This is a genomic window from Aliivibrio sp. 1S128 (genome assembly GCF_001691065.1).
Lineage (GTDB): Bacteria > Pseudomonadota > Gammaproteobacteria > Enterobacterales > Vibrionaceae > Aliivibrio.
Genome location: NZ_MAJV01000102.1, coordinates 255549 through 275429 on the forward strand (window position 1 = coordinate 255549; position 19881 = coordinate 275429).

19 protein-coding genes are annotated in these 19881 nt (G+C 39.7%); 10 read left to right on the forward strand and 9 right to left on the reverse strand.

Annotated features, from left to right (window positions below; all coding sequences use genetic code 11):
- Nucleotides 1-2: 2 nt before the first annotated feature.
- The 4 genes from A6E03_RS12995 to A6E03_RS13010 all read right to left on the reverse strand — a co-directional run bounded on the left by A6E03_RS12995 (nucleotide 3) and on the right by A6E03_RS13010 (nucleotide 2788).
- On the reverse strand, nucleotides 3-500 hold the full coding sequence (locus A6E03_RS12995; RefSeq protein WP_065591703.1) for a peptidylprolyl isomerase: 498 nt from the start codon (nucleotides 498-500) through the stop codon (nucleotides 3-5).
- A gap of 50 nt (nucleotides 501-550) precedes the next feature.
- Entirely contained in the window at nucleotides 551-1402 is an 852-nt protein-coding gene (gene bla, locus A6E03_RS13000) for a class A beta-lactamase (protein WP_065591704.1), read from the reverse strand.
- Nucleotides 1403-1444: 42 nt separating this feature from the next.
- A complete protein-coding gene (locus A6E03_RS13005) occupies nucleotides 1445-2362 on the reverse strand; it encodes a 1-aminocyclopropane-1-carboxylate deaminase/D-cysteine desulfhydrase (protein WP_065591828.1) in 918 nt (305 codons plus the stop codon).
- Nucleotides 2363-2443: 81 nt separating this feature from the next.
- Nucleotides 2444-2788 (reverse strand): YajD family HNH nuclease, encoded by a 345-nt coding sequence (locus tag A6E03_RS13010; RefSeq protein ID WP_065591705.1) that lies wholly within the window; start codon nucleotides 2786-2788, stop codon nucleotides 2444-2446.
- A gap of 71 nt (nucleotides 2789-2859) precedes the next feature.
- Here A6E03_RS13010 and A6E03_RS13015 point away from each other — a divergent pair, with 71 nt between their 5' ends.
- A complete protein-coding gene (locus tag A6E03_RS13015) occupies nucleotides 2860-3327 on the forward strand; it encodes an isoprenylcysteine carboxylmethyltransferase family protein (RefSeq protein WP_065591706.1) in 468 nt (155 codons plus the stop codon).
- Here the strand turns inward: A6E03_RS13015 and A6E03_RS13020 are convergent.
- Nucleotides 3324-3539, reverse strand: coding sequence for a DUF2798 domain-containing protein (locus tag A6E03_RS13020; RefSeq protein WP_065601013.1), 216 nt, complete (start codon nucleotides 3537-3539; stop codon nucleotides 3324-3326). The two genes, A6E03_RS13015 and A6E03_RS13020, sit on opposite strands and share 4 nt — an antisense overlap.
- 120 nt (nucleotides 3540-3659) lie before the next feature.
- On the opposite strand from A6E03_RS13020, the gene A6E03_RS13025 reads away from it, so the two are divergent.
- Entirely contained in the window at nucleotides 3660-4436 is a 777-nt protein-coding gene (locus A6E03_RS13025; RefSeq protein ID WP_065591708.1) for an outer membrane lipoprotein-sorting protein, read from the forward strand.
- Between the two features lie 217 nt (nucleotides 4437-4653).
- On the forward strand, nucleotides 4654-5559 hold the full coding sequence (locus A6E03_RS13030) for a DnaJ C-terminal domain-containing protein (RefSeq protein WP_065591709.1): 906 nt from the start codon (nucleotides 4654-4656) through the stop codon (nucleotides 5557-5559).
- A gap of 120 nt (nucleotides 5560-5679) precedes the next feature.
- Here A6E03_RS13030 and A6E03_RS13035 read toward each other — a convergent pair whose 3' ends face one another.
- Together A6E03_RS13035 and A6E03_RS13040 are read right to left on the reverse strand one after the other, a co-directional pair.
- Complete coding sequence (locus A6E03_RS13035) at nucleotides 5680-6663, reverse strand: HAD family phosphatase (RefSeq protein WP_065591710.1); 984 nt, start codon at nucleotides 6661-6663, stop codon at nucleotides 5680-5682.
- A 206-nt stretch (nucleotides 6664-6869) separates the two neighbouring features.
- Nucleotides 6870-7721 (reverse strand): SIS domain-containing protein, encoded by an 852-nt coding sequence (locus A6E03_RS13040; RefSeq protein ID WP_065591711.1) that lies wholly within the window; start codon nucleotides 7719-7721, stop codon nucleotides 6870-6872.
- Nucleotides 7722-7980: 259 nt separating this feature from the next.
- Here A6E03_RS13040 and murQ point away from each other — a divergent pair, with 259 nt between their 5' ends.
- From murQ to A6E03_RS13060, 4 genes are all read left to right on the forward strand, one after another.
- Nucleotides 7981-8883, forward strand: coding sequence for an N-acetylmuramic acid 6-phosphate etherase (murQ, locus tag A6E03_RS13045; RefSeq protein WP_065601014.1), 903 nt, complete (start codon nucleotides 7981-7983; stop codon nucleotides 8881-8883).
- A 59-nt stretch (nucleotides 8884-8942) separates the two neighbouring features.
- On the forward strand, nucleotides 8943-10397 hold the full coding sequence (murP, locus tag A6E03_RS13050; protein WP_065591713.1) for a PTS N-acetylmuramic acid transporter subunit IIBC: 1455 nt from the start codon (nucleotides 8943-8945) through the stop codon (nucleotides 10395-10397).
- Between the two features lie 153 nt (nucleotides 10398-10550).
- Nucleotides 10551-11090 carry a YaeQ family protein gene (locus tag A6E03_RS13055; RefSeq protein ID WP_065591714.1) on the forward strand — a complete coding sequence of 180 codons (540 nt, stop codon included), beginning with the start codon at nucleotides 10551-10553 and terminating at the stop codon, nucleotides 11088-11090.
- 112 nt (nucleotides 11091-11202) lie between these two features.
- The gene (locus A6E03_RS13060; RefSeq protein ID WP_065601060.1) at nucleotides 11203-11916 is read left to right on the forward strand and encodes a sulfite exporter TauE/SafE family protein; all 714 of its coding nucleotides are present in this window, start codon (nucleotides 11203-11205) and stop codon (nucleotides 11914-11916) included.
- An 86-nt stretch (nucleotides 11917-12002) separates the two neighbouring features.
- On the opposite strand, the gene A6E03_RS13065 is transcribed toward A6E03_RS13060, so the two are convergent.
- Entirely contained in the window at nucleotides 12003-13955 is a 1953-nt protein-coding gene (locus tag A6E03_RS13065; RefSeq protein WP_065601015.1) for a BCCT family transporter, read from the reverse strand.
- Between the two features lie 366 nt (nucleotides 13956-14321).
- On the reverse strand, nucleotides 14322-15266 hold the full coding sequence (locus A6E03_RS13070; protein WP_065591716.1) for a LysR family transcriptional regulator: 945 nt from the start codon (nucleotides 15264-15266) through the stop codon (nucleotides 14322-14324).
- Nucleotides 15267-15388: 122 nt separating this feature from the next.
- Here A6E03_RS13070 and A6E03_RS13075 point away from each other — a divergent pair, with 122 nt between their 5' ends.
- The 3 genes from A6E03_RS13075 to A6E03_RS13085 all read left to right on the forward strand — a co-directional run bounded on the left by A6E03_RS13075 (nucleotide 15389) and on the right by A6E03_RS13085 (nucleotide 19828).
- On the forward strand, nucleotides 15389-17296 hold the full coding sequence (locus A6E03_RS13075) for an alkyl/aryl-sulfatase (RefSeq protein WP_065591717.1): 1908 nt from the start codon (nucleotides 15389-15391) through the stop codon (nucleotides 17294-17296).
- An 82-nt stretch (nucleotides 17297-17378) separates the two neighbouring features.
- Nucleotides 17379-17663 (forward strand): hypothetical protein, encoded by a 285-nt coding sequence (locus tag A6E03_RS13080; RefSeq protein WP_065601016.1) that lies wholly within the window; start codon nucleotides 17379-17381, stop codon nucleotides 17661-17663.
- A gap of 128 nt (nucleotides 17664-17791) precedes the next feature.
- Entirely contained in the window at nucleotides 17792-19828 is a 2037-nt protein-coding gene (locus A6E03_RS13085; RefSeq protein WP_065601017.1) for a prolyl oligopeptidase family protein, read from the forward strand.
- Nucleotides 19829-19881: the final 53 nt, after the last annotated feature.

Below are 19881 nucleotides of genomic sequence, written 5' to 3' on the forward strand. Positions count from 1 at the left end.
TGTTATTCTTCTACAATAGTCACTTTCTCGATCACAATACTCTCTTTTGGAACATCGTCAAACTCACCGATAGATTTAGTTTTAATTTTTGCAATTTTCTTAACTACATCCATACCAATAGTTACTTCACCAAATACCGCATAACCCCAACCAGTATTCGTGGTGGCAGTGTGATCAAGAAAAGTATTGTTAGCGATGTTGATAAAGAACTCACTGGTTGCAGAGTGAGGTGCATCAGTACGTGCCATAGCGATAGTACCGTTTAAGTTTTTCAAACCACGGTTCGCTTCATTCACAATCGGTGCGCGCATTTCTTTTTCTTGCATGTCCGCAGTAAAACCACCGCCTTGGATCATAAAGCCTTTGATAACACGGTGAAAAATAGTGCCTTCGTAAAAACCCTCTTGGCAGTATTTTAAGAAGTTTTTTGAGCTTACCGGTGCTTTTTCTTTGTTAAGCTCAATGTGAATGTCGCCAAAATTGGTGGTTAAAATGATCATATAGTTAATGTCTATTTAAAAGTTAATTGAGAAAGATTATACGTAGTTTCTTAGTTTATGTTGAACTCTTTGAATATCGCATTGCCCACTTCCACAATAATTTGGTTGCGTGAGGCCATATCTAAATTCGTTTGAGTTAAGTAGATAGAGATAATGATAGGGGCGCGTTTGTTACTCCAAACAATGGCCGTGATCCCGCGTGATCCAAAACCACCTGCACCAGAGCGATCAGCAATGGACCACTTAGCAGGTAAAATAGAACGCAATAGCGGATCAGATACCTTGTTATCGACCATCCAGGCCTTTAGCGTGCGTTTGTCTTTGGTATTAAGTGTTTGACCAAATAACAATTCGTTGAGTGTATTTGTCATCGCATTCGGAGTAGTCGTATCTCTAACATCTCCCTTTTGAGCTTCATTTAATGCAGGTTCAATACGGTCTAATCGAGTCATGTCATCTCCGATCAAACGTAAGAAAAGAGTCAGTGACTTAGGAGAGCCTGTCTCTGCTAGTACGATATTTGCGGCCGTGTTATCGCTCATTAGCATGGTCGCTTCACAGGCTTTTTCGGTACTAATTGTCTCGCCGATTAACTTTTCAGTGATAGGGGACCATGGAATGATGGATTCTTTGGTGATCCTTGTTAGCGCATCTTTATCCAAGAGATTATTGCTTGAGTTATAAAGCATCTGAGCACAAGCCAGAGTTTTAAAGGTACTCATCATAGGAAAGCGATGGTCGCCTTTATAACTCCATGTTGTATTTGTTTCGGTATCTAGAACTGAAACACCGATAGTGCCAGAGCTTGATAATTCAATAGTTTCAACGGTTTCTAATACAGAAGAAGCCATTGCGGTGTGAGAGAGCAAAGTTAAACAAAAAAGAAGAGTGATACGTTTCATTATTACGCCTAAAGGGAGGGCTGTTGTATATACAGTGATAGATTAATCAAATTTTCGCTGGTAGCGAGGTAGCATACTTTCATTACCTAACAAACCACCTTGGTGGATGTACAGTAGAGTCTGATTGGTGTTGTTTGGTAGCCAATCACTTAAGCAGCGCCACATCAAAGGATCGTATAGAAGTTCAAATTCAACGTCAGTTTGTAAGAGAAGCGTTTTCCACATCTCGTAATCGTGACGATATAACTTCCCAAAATGGTGTTTTTTCGTTGGCGTTAGAATCTCAGGATGATCTGTTTCACCAAGCTCTAAAAATTGCTCGGTAAGATAAGAATTACCACCGACACAAGCACAAGTAATCACTTTTATATCATGAGCTTTTAAGTGCTTATGAAGAAATAAAGCCGTTGTTCCTGTTCCTGATGGTAAGGCAACCGTTAGAGAATTGAGTGCTTGCTCTTTTTTCCATGTAATAAGCTCTGTCGCCAGCTGTTTTACTCCACTTTCAGCTAAACCACAGCGACCCCCTTCAGGCACAAATAACTCATGAGCGTTGGGTTGTCGAACTTGGTGGATGTAGTCGAAACTTGAATAAAGAGTACCGTCACTTTTTATCGCATCGTCACGCTCATTCAATGCAATTATATTTCCCCCTAATGCCAAGGCAGCGCGGTAGTTCCCTTTTGGATTTTCTTGTAGAAAAGAGGGAATATGATCAACGTAAAAGTCTAACTGCCAGCCTTTTAATTGAGCCAATGCCGCTAATGAGTAAAGTGAGTTTGCCTGTGGTGAGCCATAGCCAATAATCGTGGTAATCGCAGGGAAATCACCGTCTAACAATCCCATAAACTTACGAGCTTTGTTGCCAGAAAATTGAGGGTGAAGTTTATCATCGCGCTTTAAATAGAAATCGACACCATTAAATTGATGCTGAGTTACTGGGCTGTTTTGGATTTTCATGATGAGATATAAATATAGAGTGTAGGGAAGAAGAAATGACCTTTCAGTGAGTTGAAAGGCCATATAAATCTGTAATGAGAATTACTTTTTCATCATTGATTTTAAAGCAGCAAACGGGTTGTGCGTTGCGCCTTGATGATCATCTTCACCGGCTTTAATTTGAGAGCCGTATTGATCATGCTCTGTGTATTTAGAGTGCTCATGATCGTGACAGAAAAGACAAAGAAGCTCCCAGTTACTGCCATCATTTGGGTTATTAGTATGATCGTGATCTTTATGGTGAACCGTTAATTCACGTAAGTTTGAATAGACAAATTCACGCGCACAATTACCACAAACCCAAGGGTACAGTTTTAATGCTTTTTCACGGTAACCAACTTCTTGACGGGCATAAGTGGCACTAGAGCCATAAAAATCTGATGACATATAAATCTCGACTGCTAAAGTTAATACAATAATTATATGGAAAGAATATACCACGTTTTTAAGGAGAATAAATGCTATCAAAACTAGAACTGAGAATTCCACCGCCGTTAGTCATGCTACTGTTTATGGTAACCGTATTTGGCTTTGATAAAATAATGCCATTTACTCTATTTTATTTACCATGGTTAACTTACGCTTCGGTTATTAGCTTAGTCACGCTTGGTGGTGTCATTGCATTGTGGGGAGTGAAAGAGTTTAAAAATGCCAAAACAACAGTTAATCCACTCAAGCCAGAAAGCAGCTCATCACTTGTGAACTCTGGTATTTATCAATACACACGCAATCCTATGTATCTTGGTTTGTTACTGATCTTATTGAGTGCAGTGATTTATAGCCAACATCCACTTGGTTTAGTGAGTGCGTTAGGTTTTGTTCTGTATATGAATCGCTTTCAAATTGAACCAGAAGAAAAAATGCTAGTTAAGCTATTTGGTGATGAGTTTGTTGATTATAGCAATCAAGTAAAACGCTGGTTCTAATTTGCCATTTTAGATTGCGTCGTTGCTGTGTTGGTTTTGTTATCTCGACATAACCACGCGGCGAGTTCGCGAATCTTCGGTAAAACAGTTAAGTTAGCAAATATCGCAACAGGCCAAGCGATAGTAAACCCATTCATCCACGCAGATACCCATTCCGAACTAAATCCGCCCATCCTAATCGCAGATATTGAACCAGACATTATTAATGCCATGGTTCAATCTTGACATTTTTATGACAGATATTTGGATAATTTCGTCTTACAGCTCACGATTTAATCATTTTAAATCCATTAAAATATGTTCATAAATTCAACATCATGGCTGGGTGTATTATGAAAAATAAGATCAAATTTATAATTAGAATTACGTTATTTTTTGCTTTTTTCGGTGTCGTTGGGCAGGTTTTTGCCACAGAAGCTTTGTCAGCAAAGACTATTATTGAGAAATCAGATAAACAGATGCGAGGAGAATCAAGATACATTGAATTGACCATGAATGTTATTCGTCCTGATTCGACACGAAGTCTGAGTATGAAAAGCTGGAACAAAGGAGAAAATTTATCTTTAGTACTTGTTACTGCTCCGGTCAAAGTACGTGGTAATGCCTTTTTGAAACGTAATCATGAGATCTTGAGCTGGGATCCAAGAACAGCAACAGTCAGTGAAATTGTGCCATCAAAATTAGATCAATTATGGCTAGTGTCGGATTTTACCAACCATGATGTGATTAACCAATCATCAATATTGACCGACTATGACCAAAAAATCATCAAAGAAGAGGTGATTGACGGCGATAAAACGTGGGTGATTGATGCCATTGCAAAGCCCGATGCCCCTATTATGCTGAGCAAAGTCCGTTTATGGATTTCACAAAAGACGTTTATTCAACGTAAAGTAGAATCGTATGATGAGTTTAATAAATTAGTTAATACCATGAGCATGAATGACATTAAAGAATTTAATGGTCGTAATGTTGCCACTCGTATCGATATGATCCCAGCCAATAAATCCGGTTATAAAACCGAAATCCTAATTAATAAAGCGCAGTTTGATTTCATTATTGATGATGAGTTTTTCTCTGAATTACAAATGAAATCACTACGTAACTGATTCATTTGAGAACTCACACGTTTGTTGTCTTGTTACTACAGCTTTAATCTGGTAATTAGCAATATAGAGGAGATAAATGGCAAGAACTTACTGCATTATGTGAGATAGATCTTGACCTTAATCTGAGAGGACATAAACTCCATTGATTAGTATTATTTTATAACAGGCGTTTGAGCTTACTCTAACGCCTTTTTCTATTCATTGACGAGGTTAAGTCATGTCTAAGCGTGATTATTATGAAGTCCTTGGTGTCTCTAAAAGCAGCACAGAAAAAGAGATTAAAAAAGCGTACAAACGTCTTGCGATGAAATACCACCCAGATAAAAATCAGGGAGATCCACAAGCCGCAGACAAATTCAAAGAAATCAAAGAAGCGTATGAAATTTTAACGGATGCCGATAAACGCGGGCAATACGATGATTATGGCCACGCTGCATTCCAAAATGGTGGTTCAGGTGGTGGTGGTTTTGGTGGTCAAAGCCAAGGTTATGGCGGATTTGATGATATCTTTGGTGGTGCATTTGGTGGCGGCGGTCGTAGTCGTGGTGGTTTTGGTGGCGGCTTTGAAGATATGTTCTCTCAACAGCGTCGTCCTCGCCCACAAAAAGGCCAAGATCGTCAATTCAATTTAACGGTTGAGTTTGCGGATGCCATTAATGGGTGTGAGCAAGTTATTGAATTACCGATTAATGGTGAGAATAAAAAAATCAACGTTAAAGTACCTGCGGGTATTGATGATGGTGAGAAAATTCGCTTTTCTGGTAAAGGTGAGTCCGGCGCTAATGGTGGTCCGGCAGGGGATTTATTAATTCAAATTAATACGCGTCCTCACACTCATTTAAAACGTGACGGAAACGATTTAATTTGTCCTGTTACGATGGATTTTGCAACCGCAGCTCTTGGCGGTGAAGTTGAAATCCAAACGTTAGAAAGCCGCTTTAAACTTAAAGTGCCTGCGGGTACTCAAAGTGGTCGTAAATTCCGTATGAAAGACAAAGGTGTGACAAGTCGTAAAGGGATTACGGGAGATCTAATGGTAGAGATTATTGTCGCGACTCCGACAAATCTAACGGATAAGCAAAAAGAATTATTGATGGCGTTTAGAGATCTAGCGACAGCATAAAGAATTCATATTTATAAAATTTAAGGCATGAACGATGAGTATATTATTCATCGTTCATGCCTTATTTATTCATAACCAGTTGGCCCCCTTCAGACAGAAAGGGACACATTGAATTTGATGCTAATAAACGGTGCACCACTCATTTTTTATATCGATAAGATACCAGTTATCACGTTGGTTAGCTTCATCCATCGCTTTATCTAAATGGCCAATGCTCGACTTGCGGTCATATTCCCACTCACGTTTTTTATCGGTGTGATGAACAATCATTGCCATTGAGTTTGGTTGGCTAGTTGCCCATTGCATCATCGCCTGATCGCCATCTGAGTTACCAATGGCTAATACCGGTTTTTTCCCAATGATGTGTTGAATGTTTTCTACTTTTCCTGCTTTATCATCATTGGTTAGTAATTGAGGTTGCTTAGTCACCGTTGGGTTACCATTGTTATAATCATACTTGTATTTAAGTGCGCTGCCGATGATTTGCTCTTCAGGAATACCATAGACTTCTGGTGCCCACGCACGCATGAAGTCAACACCACCGCCAGAGACGATGTAAGTTTTAAAATCATGATCTTGTAGGTAAGTTATCATTTCTCGCATCGGTTTATACGTTAGTTCTGTGTATGCTTTTTTGAAGTGCGGATCTTTTGCTACTGCTAACCATTGAGTAACGGTTTCTTGGTACTCTTCCACAGTCATGCCACTATGAGTCGCAATGATAAGCTTTAGTAGTGATTTCTCTCCTCCAGCAAGCACTCCTTTAATATCGTTATTCAAAATAGATTTAAATGGTTCTTGTGTTTTCCATTCTGGATGTTCTTTCGCCATATTCTTCACTTGGTCTAGCGCGAAAGCTAACTGGAAGTAATACGGTTTTTCCGACCATAATGTCCCATCATTATCAAAAACGGCGATACGATCTTGCTGTGGAATAAATGTCTTTTTTGAGCTGTTGGTTGATTGTTCTACGTAGTTCACAATCGCCGTTTTGCTTGTGCCATCTTCCCATGAAGGGAGCAGATTTGGATCGCAATCTAAAGCCATCGCTGAAAATGATAGGCCAGACAAGACTGCTAGGGTACAGATTCTTTTCTTATTCATATTATTATTTACCTAAATGTTTTATATTCAAGGCTAAGAGTAAAGCCATATTAGTCAATCTCAGATATAACTATAGACTGGTTACGAAGCTATGATGAATATTAGCAATAAATTTCATGAAAAAAGGTTATAAACGCTATTACGGTCTCATTGATTTTTGTGCCTTTTATGGTTGTAACAATCATCTCTTAGCTAATATGAAGGTATTAAATTCTATTCATTGTCGATGAGATTTCATCAATCAATAGTTTTGCAGTGTCGCTTTTTATTTGCAGTAACGTCATAAACAATAAATCGGTAATTACATTCTGAGCGGTTCTTGAAGATATTGATGAACTGCGGAATTGTCTTTCATCTGCTATCGTATCAATACAAAAATTAGCGAGTTTACGTAAAGGGCTCTTTTTTGTACTGGTTAATGCAATCACGGTTGCCCCTTTATCTCGTGCGGTTTGTGCTGCCATTAAAATGTCTTTTCGACTACCAGAATATGAGATAACAATTTGAATATCATTTTTGGTTAAGGCGTTCGCTGTTGCAATTTGAACATGACTATCTTGTTCAGTCAGAGCGGTCATTCCTATCTTTAATAACTTAAAGGCCAGATCTTTAGCCGTTAATGCTGACCCCCCAATGCCTACTATTTGAATACGTTGTGCTTGGTTAAGTAGGGTGGTAATGACTTCAAATTCTGAAAAATCAATGGCGTTGGTTGTCGCAATAAGTGCGTGGTTTTTTTCTTGCACTAATTTTTGCGCAATCGTTAGGGCAGAGTCGTCACTATTTATCTTGTTATGAATGGGGCGATCTGGTTCTAGTATTGCTTGTTTTCGTCCTGCATCTTCAATGATAGCTAATTTAAAAGCGGTAAATCCTTTGAAGCCAAGTTTCTGAGTGAATTTGACAATGCTTGATTGAGATACACCGATTTTAGTGGCAAGCGCTTGGCTTGAATAGGCGCTAATTTCTGATGGTTGCTCAATGATAAAGTCTAAAATTTTAATACCATTGGTTGATAAATGGCTTCTTTGGTTTTGTATCTTTTCTAAAATACTCATAGTACCTATCTTTCTTGAATTAATTATTCCAAATATATTTTGATTATTCTTTGTGGTTTTACTTAATCTAATATATTGAATTTAAAGTTATTTATGTGCATGTTTGTGTGGGGTTATCTTATTGTTAATTTTGTTTATTCCACCTATTTTGGAAGCTTAGAATAACTTTTGTTGTGATTTTGGTCACTAAATGGAATTTTTTATTCTTTATGATGGCAACCATTGAAATTGAGAATTTATCTTTGAAGAGAACGCCATTATGAAAATTGATCTAACCACATTGGTAACTGAAAGCCGTAATCAAGCAAGTGAGCAAATTGATGTGTTATCAACCGTAGATATGTTGACGGTTATTAATAAAGAAGACCAGAAAGTGGCGTTAGCCGTTGAAGCTATTTTGCCTCAAATCGCAGAAGTGGTAGATGCCATTGCAGTGGCATTTCAATGTGGTGGACGTTTAATTTATACCGGTGCAGGCACATCTGGCCGCTTAGGTATTTTGGATGCAAGTGAATGCCCTCCAACCTATGGTTCTAATCCTGACCTGGTTGTGGGTTTAATTGCTGGTGGTCATAAAGCGATTTTAAAAGCCGTTGAAAATGCAGAAGACAATCGTGAATTAGGCGCGTCAGATCTGCAAGATTTGGGATTGAACGAGAAAGACGTATTAGTGGGTATTGCTGCGAGTGGCCGCACTCCTTATGTTCTTGGTGCGATGGCATACGCAAAATCAGTCGGCGCAACCGTAGCAACGCTGAGTTGTAACCCAAATAGCCCAATGACAGAACTGGCAGACATTAACATGACACCAGTTGTTGGCCCTGAAATCGTAACGGGCTCTTCTCGTATGAAAGCCGGAACCGCTCAAAAATTAGTACTTAATATGCTAACAACAGGCGCGATGATCCGTACTGGTAAAGTCTTTGGTAACTTGATGGTTGATGTCGAAGCAACCAACGCAAAATTAGTGCAGCGCCAAAAGAACATCGTAATAGAGGCGACAGGTTGTTCAGAAGAAGAGGCTTCTACCGCTTTATCTCAATGTAATAATCACTGCAAAACGGCAATTCTTATGGTGTTGTCTGGACTTGATGCGAAAAGTGCGACGGAAAAACTAGCGCAACATAATGGATTTATTCGCGACGCTCTCGCTGATAGCTAACCTGACTGTGCAGATTGTTATGGTCTGCAATAGCCTCTAAATTGAGAAAGGAAAATGGCATGGCCAAGATAACAACATCAATGGTACAAGAGATTTTAACTGCAATTGGTGGCAAAAATAATGTCATCAAATGTGGTAACTGCATGACGCGTTTACGTCTTACCTTGCATGATGACAGTTTAGCGAATCGAGATACGATTAAACGTATTGCCGGCGTGATGGGTTTGGTTGAAAGTGATGATCAATTTCAAATCGTTTTAGGTCCAGGAAAGGCACAAACCGCCGCTGAAATGATGAATGAAATGATGGAGGGAGAAGAGAGTAGCGACAGTTCAAATACGTCAGAAGTGAAAGATTTGAAAGACGTAGCGTCTGAGCATAAGCAGAAATTAAAAAAGAAACAAACCAGTGCGACACAGCGATTTTTAAGTAAGTTCGCGACCATTTTTACTCCGTTAATTCCGGGTTTTATTGCCGCTGGTCTGTTATTAGGTTTTGCTACGCTGCTAGACCAAGTTTATGTGATGGGTAATGAGTCACCAAATGCCAATTTGGTTGATTTAATCCTCTATATGAAGGTATTCAGTAAAGGGTTGTTTAGCTTTTTAAGTATCTTGATTGGTTACAACGCGCAGCAAGCTTTTGGTGGATCAGGTGTAAACGGTGCGATTTTAGCCTCATTGTTTGTATTGGGTTATAACCCAGAAGCAACCACTGGTATTTATTCTGGAATGACAGACTTTTTTGGTCACGGTATCGATCCTAGAGGTAATATTATTGGGGTATTGATTGCTGCGATTGTTGGTGCGGCTGTCGAGAAAAAAGTACGTCAATACATGCCAGACAACTTAGATATGATTTTAACCTCAGTGGTTACGCTGCTTATCATGGGAGCGGTTACCTTTGTGGTCATCATGCCACTGGGCGGTGTGTTATTCCAAGGGATGTCATGGTTGTTTATCAACTTAAATGGCAATCCGTTTGGTAGTGCCATCTTAGCTGGGCTGTTTTTAATCTCAGTGATGTTTGGTATTCACCAAGGTTTCGTTCCGGTTTATTTTGCTCTGATGGATGCGCAAGGTTTCAACTCATTATTCCCAATTCTAGCAATGGCTGGAGCAGGGCAAGTCGGAGCATCATTAGCTTTGTACGCTAAAGCAGGAAAAGACGCTTTACTTCGAACTCAAGTTAAAGGCGCTATTATTCCAGGATTTTTAGGAATAGGTGAGCCACTGATTTACGGGGTAACCTTGCCACGAGTAAAACCGTTTATTACGGCGTGTATCGGTGGTTCAGCAGGTGGCTTCTTTATTGGATTAGTGTCGTATATGGGATTACCTGTTGGTTTGAATACGGTCTTTGGGCCATCAGGTATTGTTGCGTTACCATTAATGACGTCAAGTGCTGGTATTTTCGCAGGTATGATGGTGTTTGCCGCGGGTCTTGTGATTTCTTATGCGGTTGGTTTTGTTGCAACTTGGTTCTTTGGTACTAAAAACGTAGATTTGAGCTAAATTTAGTATTAGATAAATACAGAATTAATAAGTACTTTCCCCTATAAGTACACTAAGGCCTCGCAGGTACCACTGTGAGGCCTTTTTTTATGCCTAGCTAAGCAACAAGAATCGCGTACAATGCCCTCAATTCTCAAATAGTTAGGAAAGCCAGTGGCTATCAAACCAACCATCTACAAATTTCGTGTCGCGTTAACAGATCTGAATCGTGATCATTATGATTCAGTAAGCTTGACTATCGCTCAGCATCCATCAGAAAGTGAAGAGCGTATGATGGCTCGTGTATTGGCATTTTGTTTGAATGCTGAAGAGCGTCTAACGTTTACGAAAGGATTGTCTGCGATTGATGAGCCTGATATTTGGGTTCGTGAATACGATGATACGATCTCTCTTTGGATTGATGCGGGTGAGCCTGATCCTGAGCGCATGAAAAAAGCATCACGCCAGTCTAAAGTCACTAAGGTATACAGCTTTAATTCAAAATCTGAAGTGTGGTGGAAGCAAAACCAAAGCAAATTCAAACAATACCCTGTTGATGTGGTTCGTTTTGATTCTGTTCAAATCCATTCATTTTCGGCATTGTTAGAAAGAACGATGGAAATGTCAGTGATGATCACTGGTGACTCTGCGTTTATTTCAGCAGCGAAAGGCGACTGTGAAGTGACGTGGGAAACTCTGCAATCGGTTGAATAATAATGAAAGGGAAATAGAGTGTAATACTGCTATTTCCTTTCTAAAATCTAGTTCATAATGCCTTCTGTTTTATATTAATAATCAGAAGGCATTTTTTATGGAATTACCACTGATGGATCTTGGTTTACTCTTTGCAATGATCCTGATTTTTATTGGCTCATTTGTGCAAAGCGCCATTGGTTTTGGCTTAGCCATTGTGACTGCTCCACTATTATTTTTAATCTCTCCAAGCTATGTGCCTGCACCCATCGTGATTGTTGGCTTATTCCTATCTATCATTAATGCCTATAAATACAAAGCGAATGTCTCTTTTCGCGGCTTAGGCTATGCATTTTTAGGTCGAATTCCCGGTTCTGTATTTGGTGGTTTACTGCTTTATTACGTAGATGCAAAACTGTTGTCTCTTTGGATTGGCGTGGTTGTATTACTTGCTGTTGCGATTAGCTTGCTTCCATTTCGTATCGAACCAAATAACTCAAGAATGACGATTGCGGGTTTCTTCTCTGGCCTATTCGGGACCAGTTCAGGTATTGGTGGCCCGCCAATGGCGTTGTTATTACAGCATCAAGAAGCAAATCTTATTCGAGCTAACTTATCGGCTTTCTTTGTGGTGAGTAGTCTTATCTCATTAGCGGTTCAAGTGCCTGCTGGGTACATGAGCTTGAATCATTTATATCTTACATTGCCATTACTTCCGGCTTCGGTTATCGGTTATCTAGTCGCTATGAAAGTGGTGGATAAAATAGATAAAGAGACGATCAGAAAGATATCTTTGGTGATGTGTTCAGTATCGGGTGTGGCAGCGATTGTGTTGGGAATGAGATAGCGATTTGTTATTTAATGAAAGGTTAGAAGAAGAGAAAAAGGGTTAATGCCGGCATATTAGCTACAGACATTAACCACAAAGCTAGATTAGCTTGGCGAGTTCAATCTTGTTTTAATCGCCGATTTAACATCTTCATTTGCTTGTAAAGCTTCGTCTTCGGCCTTTTGACGCATTAATGTATCAAAGGAAACACGCGCTTCTTGAGCAAGCTCAGATGCCGCTAGTTTCGCTTCTTTAGCTGACATCGAGTCATCCGTTAATTGGCGTAACTTTTCAATGATTTCATCAGGTGCATCGCCTAAATCAACGCTTGATTCACCACGTGCTAATGCTTCTTTACGTAATTGTTTTTTCAGCATCCAAATAGCATCGTTCGCTTCACGCTCAAGATCGGCTGCTTCAATTGCGTTATCACGTAGTTGTTCAAAACGAGCCAATGCTTGGCCTTCTTTGCTCCAAGGATCAACATCTGGTAAGTCAGAAATGTTGATCACAGGATCCACGTAATCATCTTGGTGTGATAAGTCTAGCATCGCTGCTTTAACACCAGAGATCATTAGCATAACTGCGATAACCAATAGTGGTAAACCACCAACAATTGCCGCTGTTTGCAATGTTGCCAAACCGCCCATAAACATCAATGTCGATGGCATGAATGATAGGGTAAAAGCCCAGAATAGACGGTTCCAACGCATTGGCTCTTCAGTTACGTTAGTTTGTACCACTGACGCTAAAATATAAGAGATAGAGTCAAACGTTGTCGCGGTGAAAATTACACACAACAAGGTAAATACAGCAATAACGAAGGTACTAAATGGCAGTGTTTCTAAAATGGAGAAGATAGCGCGAGTAGGGCCTTCTACATTAAGAATACTTACCACATCTAACTCACCTGATAACTGCAGTGATAAACCGTAGTTACCTAGAATGATGAAGTACATTGAACAACCTAGAGAGCCGAAGAACACCGCTCCAGATACCATTTGCTTAATTGTTCTACCGCGTGAAATACGAGCAACGAACAGGCCCATACTTGGTGCAAATACTAGCCACCATGCCCAGTAGAAAATAGTCCAATCTTGTGGGAAGTGAGTATCTTCAAAAGGACCCATGCCACCAAAAGGTTCAGCCCACGTCGCCATCACAAAGAAGTTAGACAGCATACGACCGATTGAATCTAGACCCGTTTCCAACATAAAGATTGTTGGACCACAAACCAATACAAACAGCAATAAACCTAACGCACCCCAGAAGTTAATGTTACTTAAAATCTTAATGCCTTTGTCCATGCCCATGTACGATGAGTAAGCAAAAATCGCGGTACACACCATCAATACTAATATTTGGCTGCCAGTGGTTGCAGGAATACCAAATAAGTAGCTAATACCTTCGTTAATCAGTGGTGCTGCTAAGCCTAAGGTCGTAGCCGCGCCGCCTAATAAACCAAAGATAAACAGTACATCAATGACTTTACCTAACTTACCAAAACTGTTTGCTTCACCAATAACAGGCATAAGTGCAGCAGAGACTTTTAGGACAGGTTGTTTACGGACATAGAAGAAATAAGCGATTGGAATTGCAGGGATCATATAGATACACCAAGCAATTGGACCCCAGTGGAACAGGCCATAAGTCGCAGCCCAACGGATTGCTTCTTCACTGCCTGCTTCTAATTGAAACGGTGGGTTTTGATAGTAGTATGCCCATTCAATGGTACCCCAGTACAAAATACTGGCACCGATACCACCACAAAATAGCATTGCCGCCCAAGACGCTAATGCAAATTCAGGCTTTTCATCTGGGTCACCCAGTTTGATCTGGCCGATATCAGAAAAAACGATATAGATCATGAAGAAAAATGCTGCTAAACCAAGGCCTAAATAAGCAAAGCCTAGCTTGTCGGTCATAAATGTTTTAGCAACGGCAATCCACGCAGCCCCTTCTTCTGGAAATATCAGTAAAGGAATTACAACAGCACAAAGCAATAATATTGCGCCGAAAAAAGTGGGTTTATCGATAAGCTCGAAGTGTTTTTTCATTTTTATTGTCCGTAATAAAAACAGAGTCAATGATTAAGTACGCGCACTAACAACTCCCCGTACTGAGGGGTTCAGACAGGTTTAACTTAAAATTAATAGAGTATAAATAGTGTAGGCGGACGGTTTTTTGTGAGTAATATAGCGCTCGAAAATTATCCAAATCACGATTGATATGGATTCGAGTTAAAATAGTGCTAATTCATCAATCTGTCGACAAACTTATTTCTTTATTTTATAAAAAGCGTGACGTAGGTATCATAATTTTAATGATTAAAATCAGTTATTTAATAAATTTCACTAAAGTGATTAAAACCTAAATCATCAAGATGAAATCATTTTAGGATCTCAAGAAGAAGAGAAGCATCGTTAGGTCAGTGATGACACAGCAGATGATTCATCTTGGTATTTTTTAGCGGCTTTGCTAAATAGCTCTCTGAACCATTGATGAGTTGGGTCGTTCGTACGTGATGAATGCCAATAAATGGCTACTTTTATTGGCTCTTGTAAGAAATCAGCGTCGAGCTGTTTAAGTTGGTGTACATGAAGATACCGGTCTACGAGTTTTTGTGGCAATAGCGCAAGGTAGTCACAACGTTCAATGATAGGCAACATTTCCATAATACTACTCGCTTGCCATGCTACTCGTCGCTTACCAAGAATACCTTCGTCTTTTAATCCTCGCCCTTGTAAATAACCGCCTTTCTTATCTAATTGTGAATGAGTGACGTGGCTTTCATGCAAAAAGGCTTCTGGTGAAATGGTGGTACCGGTTAATCTTGGGTGATCTTTTCGGCACATAACACTTAACGTGTCTTCCATTATGACTTTAGATCTAAGTAATGAATGTTGGTTTGAATAAGCTTCTATCAGTAAATCGCATTGCTGCGAACGTAGTGTATTGACGTGGTCTTGATTATATAACGGTTCAATTTTGACACTGGCTAACGGAGCTTCTTTACTCATGAGTGCTGATAACTCAGGCAATATGGTATAACCCAATACGCTAAGAGAAGAGACGATAAATTCTTTATCGCATTTTAATGGATTGAATTTTTTAAATTCCGGCATCATATAAGCGATATTTTCGACCGAACTGGCTAAGGTTGGGTAAATATCTAATGCAAACTGAGTGGGTTCAACCCCTCGACTGCCTCGAATAAAAAGGGGGTCTTTGAAGATCTCTTTTAATCTGATCACACCTTGACTTACTGCTGACTGACTAATACCTAAGCGTTTTGCGGCTTTGGTGTAGCTTTTCTCTTCAACAATGGCCACAAACGTAGGAATTAAACTGTAATCTGAATGCTTCATATCTTCTCATTAGATGCTTTATTTAAAGTGATATAACTTAACTTATATCATGTATCAGCCTACTTTTGTATTTTTTATGTACGATAGCATCATTAAATATTGACTATATGAACGAGGCTATTATGAATAAATCTATCATTACGTTATCTGTACTTCTTGCGACTTCTTTTTCTGGAATTGCTGCTGCTGGTGAAGACCATAACCATCGCTTTGATGGTGTGAATGTTGATATCCCAACATTGTCCCACGACTACTATTTAGGTGAGAATTCAGGGGCTACGCATTTTTGGCATGGCGATACGAAAGACATGAAATTTATTCGTACTGGTGGCAATGATGCCTTTGATGCGAAATCAGACAAAGTACATCCGCAATTAACCGCCCATTCAAAGAAAATGGATAAAGGTATTTTTGTTTATAAAGATAAATTTTTCCAAGTTTATGGTTACGGTTTAACATCACCAATGATTGTTGATGGTGATAATGGCTTATTGATCCTTGATCCTGTTGAGTCAGTAGACAAAATGCAGTCGGTAATGGCAGATTTCCGTAAAGTTACTGGTAATGACAAGCCTGTTGCTGCTGTGATGTATTCACATTGGCACCCTGATCATTACGCTGGTGTTCGTGGTATTAAAAACGTTGAGGATGCAAAAATCATTGCGCACGACACTTTTATGACGAATGTAGTGAAAGGGTCAATGGGAGGAACGGGCCCAGCTCTTGGTTTCCGTGTTGATTATTCATTGGGGACGTTACTTAATGTTGAAGAAGATGGCCGTATTAATGGTGGTTTAGGGCCTGATTTTGAAATACGTCAACACAGTCTTATTAAGCCAAATACATTAGTTGAAGGTAAATTTGGCACACTAGATATGGAGATTGAAGGTGTGAAGGTTGAATTTCGTCATGTTCCTTCTGAAGCGTCTGATGAAATTACCGCTTACTTCCCAGAGTTTGATCTGCTGTTTGGTTCTGAAGTAATTCAAGGTGAAAGTTTCCCTAACCTTCACACTATTCGTGGAACACAATATCGTGACCCAAGTATCTGGTTCCCAGGTGTGGACATGCTGCGTGAATACAACGCGGACGTTATGATGCTATCGCACGGCCGACCTGTAAATGGTGAAAAATATGTGGATGACACATTAACGTCATACCGCGATGCGATTCAATTTACGTACGACCAATCAATTAAAGCGATTAATGATGGGGCAACTCAAGAAGATTTGATCCGCCAAATCAAACTGCCTGCACACCTTGTTAACCACCCTTGGTTAGGTGATTTTTATGGTTCAATTCGTCACGCTTCAAAACAAATCTTTGTCGGCGAAATGGGGTGGTTTGATGGCGACCCAACAACGTTAAACCCAACTTATTCTGTCGAAGCCTCAAAGCGTTATGTTGAAATGGTTGGTGGTAAAGAGAAAATGATGGGTTTTGCAATCGATGCGTGTGATTCTGGTGATTTCCAATGGTGTGCTGAACTGGCCACTCATGCGATCCGTATTGAATTAAGTGATATGGAACCGCGTGAATTGAAAGCAAGAGCATTACGTGAACTTGGTTACCGTGAAACCAATAATAATTGGCGTAATTGGTACTTAACATCAGCGCAAGAGTTGGACGGAACCATTGATTACTCTAAGAAAATCAACCTACAAGCACCAGATTTGATGGCAGAATTTGAACCATCACAATTAGTTAGTGCAATGCGCTTTAGCTTGAATGCTGAACGTAGCCAAGATAAGCACTTCACTGTTGCGTTTGAGTTTGGTGATTCTAAAGAAACACATGCTTTAGAAATTCGTCGTAGTGTTGCTCAATTCCACAAAGACTATGAGGGTGAGCCAAAAGCAACGGTCAAGTTAACGAAACCTGTTTTCTTGGGCTTGTTAGTCGGTAAAGTTGATTTTGTTGAAGGGGTTAAGCAAGGCTATATCCAAATTGATGGTGATGCTAAAGCAGTGCCAGAATTCTTCAGCTTATTTGATAAACCTGCGGAATCTCCAAAAATCACACTTCGTTAATTACACGACCTATGATTGAATAACGCTAAACATGCCATCTCTATTTAATAGGGTTGGCATGTTTATTATGAGGAAAAGATAGATGAAAAAGACAGTATTTATAAAATCGATGCTAATCGTTGGGATGAATCTATTGTCATTTAACGTGATAGCTTGCGGTGGTGATGTTGATATGACGGTGCCACATATACATGATGAAAACGGTATGCTTGTTGCGATAGAGCAGACTAAAAACAATTCATTAAAACACATCAATATTTATCAAATTTTTGCGGGTGAATTGGCCTCTAAAACCTTAATACATTCTCATTCAGATGAGGGGATATTTCACGACCATGAGAATGAAGCGGAAGTTATGTTTCATTAGTTGTATTAAGAATGTAACGCTGCTCGTACCAATAAATAACCTATCTTAATCAAATCATTGCATTCTTATTTTTAATGAGCGTATTCTAGTGAATACCTGCAAATAAAATTATTAATATAGGGATGCTCATGACTTATCCAATGACCAAACAAGGCTCAACCTCAGATACGTATTTCAAGCAGACCATCGCTGACCCATATCGCTGGCTAGAAGACGACAGAAGCGAAGAAACGGAAGCGTGGGTAAATAAGCAAAATGAAGTCACATTCGACTGCCTTTCTCATATTGATTTTCGTGATGATATTCGAGCTTTAATCGCAAAAGGTCAGGATTACCAAAAAACCTCACAGCCATTCAAGCGTGGTGATTACACCTACTTCTATCAAAATGACGGTTTACAAAACCAAAGCGTATTGTATCGTTCAAAAGAAGATGGAGAGTTTGAAGTTTTTCTTGACCCAAATACCTTTAGTGAAGAGGGAACGACCTCTTTAGGTGCTGTCAGCTTTTCTAAAGATACCTCTTTAGTGGCTTATTCAATTTCAGAAGCGGGCAGTGATTGGCGCAAAATCTTCGTATTAAAGACAGAAACTAAAGAGCAAATTGAAACGCCGATTGTCGATGCCAAATTTACTGATATTTCATGGTTAGGTTCAAAAGGATTCTATTATTCAAGTTATGACAAGCCAATGGGCAGTGAGTTATCGGCAAGAACAGAGCAGCATAAACTCTATTTTCATGAAATAGGTAAACCGCAAGCAGACGATATTTTGGTGTTTGGTGCGACTGAAGAAGAGAAGCACCGTTATGTCAGTGGTTATACAACCGAGGATGATGCGTATTTGGTAATATCAGCCGCGACCTCGACCTCTGGTAATAAGCTTTATCTTGAGCGTTTAAGTTGTGAGAACCCAACTCGAATCACCGTATTAGATCATACCGATTCAGATACCTACGTCATTGAAAATGAAGATACTCGTCTATTAATGTACACCAATCTCAATGCGCCAAACGGTAAGATCGTTTCTTATAATGCCGTAACGTGTGATTGGCTAGATGTAATTCCAGAGCAACCACAGCCACTTGAGATCAGCGTTGGTGGGGGAACCTTGTTCGCAAGCTATATGGTTGATGTGTTAAGCCAAGTGAAGCAATATGACTTCTCAGGCAATTTACTAAGAGAGATTGACTTACCGGGTGAAGGGCAAGTTACAGGCTTTTCAGGTAAACGAGAGCAAACCGATTTGTTCTTTACCTTTACCAACTATGTAACACCACCTACGATTTATCAATGTGATGCTAAGACAGGCTGTACTGAGTTATATTTGGCTTCTGCATCGCCGTTTGAGAGTGAGAAATTTGAGTCAACTCAAGTGTTCTACACATCAAAAGATGGCACTCGAATTCCTATGATTATCTCGCATAAAAAAGGGACAGTCTTAGATGGTAAAAATCCAACAATTCTTTATGGTTACGGTGGCTTTAATGTCAGTCTAACACCAAGCTTTAGTGGCGTAATGGCAAGTTGGTTAGAGTTAGGTGGTGTGTATGCAGTTCCTAATATTCGTGGGGGTGGTGAGTATGGTAAAGCGTGGCACAATGCCGGAACACAACAGAAAAAACAGAATGTGTTTGATGACTTTATTGCAGCCGCAGAACAGTTGATTGACTCTGGTTACACGGATTCAGAACATTTGGCACTTCGTGGTGGATCAAACGGTGGTTTATTGGTTGGCGCGTGCATGACACAACGACCTGAGCTATTTAAAGTCGCATTACCTGCGGTAGGCGTATTAGATATGCTTCGTTACCATACGTTTACTTCTGGTGAGGGCTGGGCGTATGATTTTGGTACATCAGCACAAAGTGAAGAGATGTTTGAGTATTTACTAAACTACTCGCCAGTGCATAACGTGAAAGAGGGGGTTGAATACCCAGCAACATTAGTGACCACCGCTGATCATGATGACCGCGTTGTTCCTGCGCACTCTTATAAGTTCATTGCCGAGCTACAAGCCAAGCAATCAGGTGATAACCCTGTGTTAATTCGTATTGATATAAACGCAGGTCATGGTGCCGGTATGCCAATTTCAAAATCGATGGATTTAATGGCCGATGTGTATGCCTTTACGTTAAGTAATATGAAGGTGGATCCGTTTAAGTAATTTAAATATTTATTAGTAGTAATCAAATTACAGTAAATAGGAATCAGTAATAA

Bases quoted from the DNA above. Each gene is read 5' to 3' on its own strand.
- A6E03_RS12995 (WP_065591703.1), bottom strand. From the start codon at position 500: ATGATCATTTTAACCACCAATTTTGGCGACATTCACATTGAGCTTAAC.
- bla (WP_065591704.1), bottom strand. From the start codon at position 1,402: ATGAAACGTATCACTCTTCTTTTTTGTTTAACTTTGCTCTCTCACACC.
- A6E03_RS13005 (WP_065591828.1), bottom strand. From the start codon at position 2,362: ATGAAAATCCAAAACAGCCCAGTAACTCAGCATCAATTTAATGGTGTC.
- A6E03_RS13010 (WP_065591705.1), bottom strand. From the start codon at position 2,788: ATGTCATCAGATTTTTATGGCTCTAGTGCCACTTATGCCCGTCAAGAA.
- A6E03_RS13015 (WP_065591706.1), top strand. From the start codon at position 2,860: ATGCTATCAAAACTAGAACTGAGAATTCCACCGCCGTTAGTCATGCTA.
- A6E03_RS13020 (WP_065601013.1), bottom strand. From the start codon at position 3,539: ATGGCATTAATAATGTCTGGTTCAATATCTGCGATTAGGATGGGCGGA.
- A6E03_RS13025 (WP_065591708.1), top strand. From the start codon at position 3,660: ATGAAAAATAAGATCAAATTTATAATTAGAATTACGTTATTTTTTGCT.
- A6E03_RS13030 (WP_065591709.1), top strand. From the start codon at position 4,654: ATGTCTAAGCGTGATTATTATGAAGTCCTTGGTGTCTCTAAAAGCAGC.
- A6E03_RS13035 (WP_065591710.1), bottom strand. From the start codon at position 6,663: ATGAATAAGAAAAGAATCTGTACCCTAGCAGTCTTGTCTGGCCTATCA.
- A6E03_RS13040 (WP_065591711.1), bottom strand. From the start codon at position 7,721: ATGAGTATTTTAGAAAAGATACAAAACCAAAGAAGCCATTTATCAACC.
- murQ (WP_065601014.1), top strand. From the start codon at position 7,981: ATGAAAATTGATCTAACCACATTGGTAACTGAAAGCCGTAATCAAGCA.
- murP (WP_065591713.1), top strand. From the start codon at position 8,943: ATGGCCAAGATAACAACATCAATGGTACAAGAGATTTTAACTGCAATT.
- A6E03_RS13060 (WP_065601060.1), top strand. From the start codon at position 11,203: ATGGATCTTGGTTTACTCTTTGCAATGATCCTGATTTTTATTGGCTCA.
- A6E03_RS13065 (WP_065601015.1), bottom strand. From the start codon at position 13,955: ATGAAAAAACACTTCGAGCTTATCGATAAACCCACTTTTTTCGGCGCA.
- A6E03_RS13070 (WP_065591716.1), bottom strand. From the start codon at position 15,266: ATGAAGCATTCAGATTACAGTTTAATTCCTACGTTTGTGGCCATTGTT.
- A6E03_RS13075 (WP_065591717.1), top strand. From the start codon at position 15,389: ATGAATAAATCTATCATTACGTTATCTGTACTTCTTGCGACTTCTTTT.
- A6E03_RS13080 (WP_065601016.1), top strand. From the start codon at position 17,379: ATGAAAAAGACAGTATTTATAAAATCGATGCTAATCGTTGGGATGAAT.
- A6E03_RS13085 (WP_065601017.1), top strand. From the start codon at position 17,792: ATGACTTATCCAATGACCAAACAAGGCTCAACCTCAGATACGTATTTC.